The sequence below is a fragment of the uncultured Aquabacterium sp. genome (assembly GCF_947366995.1).
In the GTDB taxonomy this organism is placed as follows: Bacteria; Pseudomonadota; Gammaproteobacteria; order Burkholderiales; family Burkholderiaceae_C; genus Aquabacterium.
The window spans coordinates 1-7,684 of record NZ_CANBCC010000105.1; the positions used below are offsets into that span (position 1 = coordinate 1).

The 7,684-nt window shown below is 65.5% G+C and carries 9 protein-coding genes; 5 read left to right on the forward strand and 4 right to left on the reverse strand.

Going from position 1 to position 7,684, the window contains the following annotated elements:
• The first annotated feature begins 355 nt into the window (after positions 1 to 355).
• The 5 genes from Q0Z44_RS17700 to rmuC all read left to right on the forward strand — a co-directional run bounded on the left by Q0Z44_RS17700 (position 356) and on the right by rmuC (position 4,573).
• The gene (locus tag Q0Z44_RS17700; RefSeq protein WP_298015233.1) at positions 356 to 1,141 is read left to right on the forward strand and encodes an SDR family oxidoreductase; all 786 of its coding nucleotides are present in this window, start codon (positions 356 to 358) and stop codon (positions 1,139 to 1,141) included.
• Positions 1,142 to 1,221: 80 nt separating this feature from the next.
• Positions 1,222 to 1,692, forward strand: a complete 471-nt coding sequence (locus Q0Z44_RS17705) for a thioesterase family protein (RefSeq protein ID WP_298015235.1) — start codon at positions 1,222 to 1,224, stop codon at positions 1,690 to 1,692.
• Between the two features lie 105 nt (positions 1,693 to 1,797).
• Positions 1,798 to 2,508 carry a CoA transferase subunit A gene (locus tag Q0Z44_RS17710; protein WP_109036528.1) on the forward strand — a complete coding sequence of 237 codons (711 nt, stop codon included), beginning with the start codon at positions 1,798 to 1,800 and terminating at the stop codon, positions 2,506 to 2,508.
• 3 nt (positions 2,509 to 2,511) lie between these two features.
• Positions 2,512 to 3,156 carry a CoA transferase subunit B gene (locus Q0Z44_RS17715; RefSeq protein ID WP_298015238.1) on the forward strand — a complete coding sequence of 215 codons (645 nt, stop codon included), beginning with the start codon at positions 2,512 to 2,514 and terminating at the stop codon, positions 3,154 to 3,156.
• Positions 3,157 to 3,274: 118 nt separating this feature from the next.
• A complete protein-coding gene (gene rmuC / locus Q0Z44_RS17720) occupies positions 3,275 to 4,573 on the forward strand; it encodes a DNA recombination protein RmuC (protein WP_298015240.1) in 1,299 nt (432 codons plus the stop codon).
• A gap of 17 nt (positions 4,574 to 4,590) precedes the next feature.
• Here the strand turns inward: rmuC and hemH are convergent, their stop codons facing one another.
• The 4 genes from hemH to Q0Z44_RS17740 form a co-directional block, all read right to left on the reverse strand.
• Positions 4,591 to 5,688, reverse strand: a complete 1,098-nt coding sequence (gene hemH / locus Q0Z44_RS17725; RefSeq protein ID WP_298015242.1) for a ferrochelatase — start codon at positions 5,686 to 5,688, stop codon at positions 4,591 to 4,593.
• A complete protein-coding gene (locus Q0Z44_RS17730; protein ID WP_298015244.1) occupies positions 5,685 to 6,125 on the reverse strand; it encodes a response regulator in 441 nt (146 codons plus the stop codon). Before Q0Z44_RS17730 ends, hemH begins: the two co-directional genes overlap by 4 nt.
• Before the next feature lie 105 nt (positions 6,126 to 6,230).
• Positions 6,231 to 7,166, reverse strand: coding sequence for an adenylate/guanylate cyclase domain-containing protein (locus tag Q0Z44_RS17735; protein ID WP_298015246.1), 936 nt, complete (start codon positions 7,164 to 7,166; stop codon positions 6,231 to 6,233).
• Positions 7,167 to 7,312: 146 nt separating this feature from the next.
• Positions 7,313 to 7,684 (reverse strand): sigma-70 family RNA polymerase sigma factor (locus tag Q0Z44_RS17740; RefSeq protein WP_298015248.1); only part of this gene is annotated, 372 nt, incomplete at its 5' end.

Here is a 7,684-nt window from a genome sequence, read left to right on the forward strand (position 1 = left end):
GCTTGATCGCCGTCGACAGACCAGCCGGGCCGGCTCCGACGATCACGACGTCGTATTCCATCGACTCGCGGGGGCCGAACTGCTCAAGGATTTCCTGGGGCGTCATCGTTGTTCCTTCTCTCGGACGTCTGTAAGTGGGGCTCGGGGCAGACCGCGATTCTAGTGACACTGCGCAAGGTGACACCGCCTCAGCGGACGCCGCGTATTCTGGCAGAAAAAAGCACGATCGTTCGATTTAAATTGGGCCATGCTGGGGGCGATGCAACGCAGGGCGGCGCGGCGGTTTTCGCGTGCTAAGTTCGGCATCTGTCAGACACCATGTGCCGCGCAGAGCAGCGGCCTCGAGGAGCCCCGCATGAGCTACACCATCGACCTTTCCGGCCGCGTCGCGCTGATCACCGGTGCCTCCAGCGGACTGGGCACGCAGTTCGCACACACCCTGTCCAAGGCCGGTGCGGCCGTCGTGCTGGCTGGCCGCCGTGTCGAGCGTCTCAAGACCCTGCGCTCCGAGCTCGAATCCTACGGCGGCGACGCTCACGTGGTCGGCCTCGACGTGACCGATGTCGCCAGCATCCGCTCGGCCGTGGCCCATGCGGAAACCGAAGTCGGCCCCATCGACATCCTGATCAACAACTCGGGTGTCAGCACCACCGAGCGCTTGATCGATGTCACCAGCGACAGCTACGACTACGTCTTCGACACCAACACGCGCGGTGCCTTCTTCGTGGCTCAGGAAGTAGCCAAGCGCATGCTGGCGCGGGCCAAGGGCTCGGCGCCGGGGACGTACACCGGTGGGCGCATCGTCAACATTGCCTCTGCCGCGGGCCTGCGCACGCTGCCGCAGATCGGCGTGTACTGCATGAGCAAGGCCGCGGTCATTCACATGACGAAGGTGATGGCCGCCGAGTGGGGCCGTTTCGGCATCACCACCAACGCCATCTGCCCGGGCTACATCGACACCGAGATCAACCACCACCACTGGGAAACCGAGGCGGGTCAGAAGCTCATCAACATGCTGCCGCGCAAGCGCGTGGGCCAGCCGCGCGACCTTGATTCGCTGATCGTGACGCTGTGCGCTGCCGAGAGCGACTTCATCAACGGCGCCATCATCTCGGCCGACGACGGCATGGCTGCCACCTGAGCCGCTTGAAAACCCGTGGGCTCATCCACATTTGAGACAAGGGTTTTCATTTGAGTGTGCGTCTGCATTCCTGATCCGCCATGCGTCTCGACATCCCTGAACACAAGATCCTGGTCCACGAAGTTCGCCTCCCCATCCTGTGGGGCGACATGGACGTACTCGGTCATGTCAACAACACGGTCTATTTCCGTTACATGGAGCAGGCCCGCGTGACGTGGATCGAGGCCATCAGCGGCCAGGTGCAGTCCGACACCGAAGGCCCGGTGATCGCCAACACCTTCTGCAATTTCTATCGCCCGCTGGTGTACCCAGGCGACGTGGTGGTGAAGCTGTATGTGGGATCGCCCGGGCGCACCAGCATCGACACCTACGCCAGCATCGAGCGGGCCGACGAGCCGGGTGCGCCCTACGCCGCCGGTGGGGCCACCCTGGTGTGGGTCAGCATGGCCGACGGCCGACCCTTGCCGCTGCCAGGGCCCATTCGCGCGCTTGAAGGCCAATTGCCCGCATTGAAGGGCAACGACGCGCCGCCCGCCTTGCCCCCGCGCTAACCCTGCCTTATTTATCCACGGTACGCTGGATTTCTGCGCGTTATCCGGTGTACGCTTTCCTTGCTGCAGTGCAGCGAACAACCCCTGTTGCCAAGGAGTGTGTGGATGAACAAGGTCTATCCCGACGCCGCCAGTGCGCTGGCTGGGATTGTGAAAGACGGCCAATTGCTGGCCGTCGGTGGCTTCGGCCTGTGCGGCATCCCTGAAGCGCTGATCGACGCCCTGCAGGCGTCCGGTGTGAAGGACCTGACCGCGATCTCGAACAACGCCGGGGTCGACGGGTTCGGCCTGGGCAAGCTGCTCAACACGCGGCAGATCAAGAAGATGATCTCGAGCTATGTTGGCGAGAACAAGGAGTTCGAGCGCCAGTATCTGGCTGGTGAACTGGAACTGGAGTTCACGCCGCAAGGCACGCTTGCCGAGAAGCTGCGCGCCGGTGGCGCCGGCATCCCGGCCTTCTTCACCAAGACCGGCGTGGGCACCATCGTGGCCGAGGGCAAGGAAACCCGCGAGTTCGACGGTGAAACTTACGTGATGGAGCGTGCCCTGGTGCCCGACGTGGCACTGGTCAAGGCGTGGAAGGCCGACAAGAGCGGCAACCTGATCTTCCGCCGCACCGCACGCAACTTCAACCCGGCGGCCGCCATGGCCGGCAAGATCACCGTGGTGGAAGTGGAAGAGATTGTCGAGACCGGCACGTTCGACCCCGATGCGATTCACCTGCCGGGCATTTACGTGCACCGCATCGTGCTGAACGCCACGCCCGAGAAGCGCATCGAGAAGCGCACCACCCAACAGAACCCGAAGGGAGCCTGAGCCATGCCCTGGACCCATGACGAAATGGCTGCCCGTGCGGCCAAGGAGCTGCAGGACGGCTTCTACGTGAACCTGGGCATCGGCCTGCCCACCCTGGTGGCCAACCACGTGGCCCCTGGCATCGATGTGTGGCTGCAAAGCGAAAACGGCATGCTGGGCATCGGTCCCTTCCCGGATGAGAGCGAGGTCGATGCCGACCTCATCAACGCCGGCAAGCAGACTGTGACGACGCTGCCTGGCAGCTCGATCTTCGGCAGCCACGAAAGCTTTGCCATGATCCGCGGCGGCAAGATCAACCTGTCCATCCTGGGCGCCATGCAGGTGTCCGACCAGGGCGACCTGGCCAACTGGATGATTCCCGGCAAGATGGTGAAGGGCATGGGCGGCGCCATGGACTTGGTGGCTGGTGTGGCGCGCGTGGTGGTGCTGATGGAGCACAGCGCCAAGAACGGCGAGCACAAACTGCTGCAGCAGTGCACGCTGCCCCTGACCGGTGTGGGCGTGGTGGACCGCGTCATCACCGAACTGTGCGTGCTGGACGTGACGCCCAAGGGGTTTGTGTGCGTGGAACTGGCGCCTGGGGTGACCGAGGAAGAAATCCGCACCAAGACGGGCGCGCATGTGGAGTTTGCGCTGCAGCCTGCTTGAGCCGGGATGGCTTGAGCCGACGAGGCCGCCTGAGAGGCGGCCTTTCTGTGGCTACAGACGGCCAGCGCAGCGACCGTAAGGCTCACGCCTTGAGCCACCCGCCTGCGACAATCCCCCGATGAACTGGCTGACCTGGGCCCTGCTGGGCGTGAACCTGCTCGTGTTGCTGTGGCTGGCCTTGCGTCCGCAGCCCGACCCCACCGAGGCTTTGCAGCAACGGCTGGATGACCTGGCAGACGGTCATCACCGCGTGGCCGAATCCCTTGAACGCACGCTGCGCGACGACGTGGCCCGCACCGCCGCCCTGACGCGGCAGGAGCTCGGCATGACGCTGGGCCAGCTTCAGCAGACCCTGGTTCAGCAGCAGGGTGAGACTGCGCGCACGCACAACGAACAGATGGCCCGGCTGCACCAGGCGGTCGAGCAACGCCTGCAATCCCTGCAGGCCGACAACGAGCGCAAGCTGGAGCAGATGCGCCAGACAGTCGACGAAAAGCTGCACGCCACGCTGGAAGCCCGCCTGGGCGAGCGCTTCCGTGAGGTGGCCGAGCGGCTGGAGCAGGTGCACAAGGGCCTGGGCGAGATGCAGCGCCTCGCCAGCGACGTGGGCTCGCTTAGCCGCGTGCTGAGCAACGTCAAGACGCGCGGGGTGTTTGGCGAGGTGCAGCTGGCCGCACTGCTGGAGCAGGTGTTCACGCCCGACCAGTACGCTGCCAACGTCGAAACCGTACCGGGCAGCGGCGCCCGTGTCGAGTTTGCGATCCGGCTGCCAGGGCAGGGCGGGGCGGGCAGCGCGCCGCTGTGGCTGCCCATCGACGCGAAGTTTCCCCGTGAAGACCACGAGCGCCTGCTGGACGCCCACGACCGCGCCGATGCGGCCGGTGTCGAGGCCGCCGGCAAGGCGCTGGAGCAACGGCTGCGCCTGGAGGCCCGCACCATCCGCGAGAAGTACCTCGCTGCGCCCTACACGGCCGATTTCGGCATTCTCTTCCTGCCCACGGAAGGCCTGTATGCCGAAGCCCTGCGCCGTCCGGGCCTGGTCGAGTCGCTGCAGCGCGAGCAGCGCGTGATGCTGGCCGGCCCCACCACGCTGCTGGCCACGCTCACCAGCCTGCAGATGGGCTTCCGCACCCTGGCGCTTGAGCGCCGTTCGTCCGAGGTGTGGCAGGTGCTGGGCGCGGTGAAGACGGAGTTCGGCAAGTTCGGCGACGTGTTGGCGCGCACCCGCAAGAAGCTGGAAGAAGCGAGCAACACCATCTCGTCGGTCGAGACGCGCACCCGGGTGATGAACCGCGCGCTCAAGGACGTCGAATCGCTGCCGGAAGAGCAGACCACCTCCTTGCTGCCCCTGGCGGCCGCCGCCGAGCCGGAAGCGGCCGAATCGCTCGCCTCAGCCTCGCCCGTGCCGACGAGGTGAGCGAGCAAGCGCTGTCGTCAATGCGGACAGCCCAAGGCCCGGGCGCGGGCCGCCTGCATCGTCAGCGCCTCGGCCGTCGGTTGCTGGGCGGCCTGGGTCGGCCAGCCCTGCATGTGCTGCTGCACGATGCCTGACAGTGCGCGGATCCAATCGAGCCGGTCGTTCACGCACGGAATGTACTGGAATGCCTGGCCGCCGTTCTTCAGGAAGGCCTGCTTGCCTTCCATGGCGATCTCTTCCAGCGTCTCGATGCAATCGGCCACGAAGCCGGGGCACACCACGTCGACCTTCTTCACGCCTTCGCGCGCCAGCTTGATGAGCGTGGGCTCCGTGTAGGGCTCCAGCCACTTGGCCTTGCCGAATCGGCTCTGGAAGGTGACGGCGTATTGCTCCTTCGTCAGACCCAGGCGCTCGGCCACCAGGCGGCCCGTCTTCTGGCATTCACAGTGGTACGGATCCCCCAGGTGCAGCGTGCGCTCGGGCATGCCGTGGAAGCTCATCACGAGGCGGTCACCGCGGCCGTGAGCCTGCCAGTGCTCGCGAACACTGGCCGCCAGCGACTCGATGTAAGCCGGGTCATCATGGAAGTGGTTGATGTGCCGCAGCTCGGGCAACAGCCGAGTCTGGCGTCCCCAGGCAAACACCTCGTCCATCACACTGGCTGTGGTGGCGCCGCTGTACTGTGGGTACATGGGCACGACGAGCACGCGGGTGGCGCCTTCGGCCTTCAGGGCATCGAGTTGGCTGGCGACCGAGGGCTGGCCGTAGCGCATGGCGTGGCGCACCACCACCTGGTGGCCGGCTTCACCCAGAAAGCCTTGCAGCAGCGTGGCCTGCTTTTCGGTCCACGCGCGCAGGGGCGAACCTTCGGGCGTCCAGATGCTGGCGTACTTGGCGGCCGATTTGGCCGGGCGCACGCGCAGGATGATGCCGTGCAGGATGGGCATCCAGACCGCCCGCGGGATCTCGACGACACGCGGGTCGCTCAGGAACTGGCCCAGGTAGCGGCGCAGGGCCGCGGGGGTGGGGGCCTCGGGCGTGCCGAGGTTGACGAGGAGGACGGCCGTGCGGGGCAACTGGCCGTGGGTGTAAGGGGGTTCTTTGGCAACGCTCATGGCGTGCGATTGTCGCCTCGGCTGGCCAGGTCGCGCAGGGTTGTCGTCACTTCGACAATGTTGATGGGCTTCGTCCAGTAGCCCACAAAGCCGGCCGCCCTGGCCTTGGCCAGGTCTTCAGGCATCGCATCGGCGGAGCACATGAAGGCGGGCGTGGTCTCGAGTCCTGGCAGGCGGCGTAGCGCAGCGAGCACTTCAAAGCCCGACATGCCGGGCAGATGGGCGTCGAGCACCAGCACGTGCGGGGGCTGGGTCTGTGCCATGCTCAGCGCCATCTCGCCGTCTTCGGCCACCATCAACTCGATCTGCGGGTGGGGGCGCAAGGCCTCTTCGAACAGCATCGCGTTGATGCGGTTGTCTTCGACGTAAAGCACCCGCAGGGGGGCGAGGGTGCTGGCTGGGTGTCCCGGAGGGTGCTGCAGGGCCTGTTCAGGCATGTCCGATTGGCACTATGGAATCGACGGCGGACCGACAGATGGGCCACGTCCTGGGCCCGAGGATGCCTTGATCATAAGCCGCCGGCATGGCGAAGGCTGTCGGCATCAGTACTGAGGCAATGTGTCGGAAAAGCTCAACACATCGAAGCGGATCTGGGTGCTGGTGGGGTCATTGGGCGGTGCGCCCAATGAAATCACGCCGCTGCCGTGCAAGGTGCAGGTGCCGCGACGCAAGGTGAGCACCTGATCGTCGCCGTCGAAGCGCACGTGGGTACCGTTGTAGCTCAGGTCACTGAGGTAAAGGTGTCCGCTATGCGACTCGATCCGGGCGTGCGAGCGTGACACGCGCGAGTCCCCGATGCAGAAGCTCGCCTGCGGGCTGCGGCCAATGACCACGGGCATGCTCCCGGTCGAGAAGACCCGTTCGGTCGACAACCACATCAGCCGAATGCCGTCGGGCATGTCGGTTTCGGGGCTGTCGAGCGCCATGGTGGCGACGGTGTCGCCAAAACGCAGGCTTTCCATGCGCAGCACGGGAACCGGGTCCTTGCGTCCGCGCAAGTAGAGCTTGTCGATGCTGCGGAAGCGCTCCTGCTGGTCGCTGGGCAGTTCGCGCAGCAACACGCCTGTGGTGAGCGTTTCGTTGTCGCCGGCCAGGTCGAGCAGGCGCGCAGCCACGTTGACGGCATCACCGAAGCAATCACCAGCCACCTCAACCGTTTCGCCCCAGGCCAATGCGACCTTCAGCTTGATGGCCGGGGCCTTTTCCTTCGGCCCCTCGTTCACCGGCACGATGCGTTCGAGCGAGTCGTGCAGGCTGGCGGCGGCCTCGACCGCGCGCTCGGCGTCATCGAAGGCCGCCATCAGGCCGTCGCCGAGCGTCTTGACCACGCGCCCGCCGGCGCGCGCAACAATCTGCCCGAGCATCGCCAGGCTGTGGGTGATGACGGTGGCCGCTTCGGTGTTGCCGAGCTTCAAGTACAGCGCCGTGCTGCCGCGGAGATCGGCAAACAGGATGGCGCGTTCCCGGGTGGTGTCCATGGCGCGAGGAGGTCGCTTGGCTTGCGAAAGGTCGCTGGCTATTGGAGCAATGTGCAACGTTGCACAGATATGGTGAACATTATGCGACGCCCCAATGAAAAACCCGGCCGGAGCCGGGTTGCGTCGCGGGAAAACCTCAAGGGGTTTTACAGGTTGTCGAGGTACGTGCGCAGCTTGTCGCTCCGGGTGGGGTGCTTGAGCTTGCGGATGGCCTTGGCCTCGATCTGGCGGATGCGCTCGCGGGTGACGTCGAACTGCTTGCCGACTTCTTCCAGCGTGTGGTCGGTCGACATCTCGATGCCGAAGCGCATGCGCAGCACCTTGGCTTCACGCGGCGTGAGGCTGTCGAGGATGTCCTTGACCACGTCGCGCAGGCCGGCCTGCATGGCGGCTTCGATCGGCGCGGTGTTGTTGGTGTCCTCGATGAAGTCGCCCAGGTGGCTGTCGTCGTCGTCCCCGATCGGCGTTTCCATGGAGATCGGCTCCTTGGCGATCTTCATGATCTTGCGGATCTTGTC

Excerpts from the sequence above, each read along its gene's own strand:
- Q0Z44_RS17700 (WP_298015233.1), top strand. The coding sequence starts at position 356 with ATGAGCTACACCATCGACCTTTCCGGCCGCGTCGCGCTGATCACCGGT.
- Q0Z44_RS17705 (WP_298015235.1), top strand. The coding sequence starts at position 1,222 with ATGCGTCTCGACATCCCTGAACACAAGATCCTGGTCCACGAAGTTCGC.
- Q0Z44_RS17710 (WP_109036528.1), top strand. The coding sequence starts at position 1,798 with ATGAACAAGGTCTATCCCGACGCCGCCAGTGCGCTGGCTGGGATTGTG.
- Q0Z44_RS17715 (WP_298015238.1), top strand. The coding sequence starts at position 2,512 with ATGCCCTGGACCCATGACGAAATGGCTGCCCGTGCGGCCAAGGAGCTG.
- rmuC (WP_298015240.1), top strand. The coding sequence starts at position 3,275 with ATGAACTGGCTGACCTGGGCCCTGCTGGGCGTGAACCTGCTCGTGTTG.
- hemH (WP_298015242.1), bottom strand. The coding sequence starts at position 5,688 with ATGAGCGTTGCCAAAGAACCCCCTTACACCCACGGCCAGTTGCCCCGC.
- Q0Z44_RS17730 (WP_298015244.1), bottom strand. The coding sequence starts at position 6,125 with ATGCCTGAACAGGCCCTGCAGCACCCTCCGGGACACCCAGCCAGCACC.
- Q0Z44_RS17735 (WP_298015246.1), bottom strand. The coding sequence starts at position 7,166 with ATGGACACCACCCGGGAACGCGCCATCCTGTTTGCCGATCTCCGCGGC.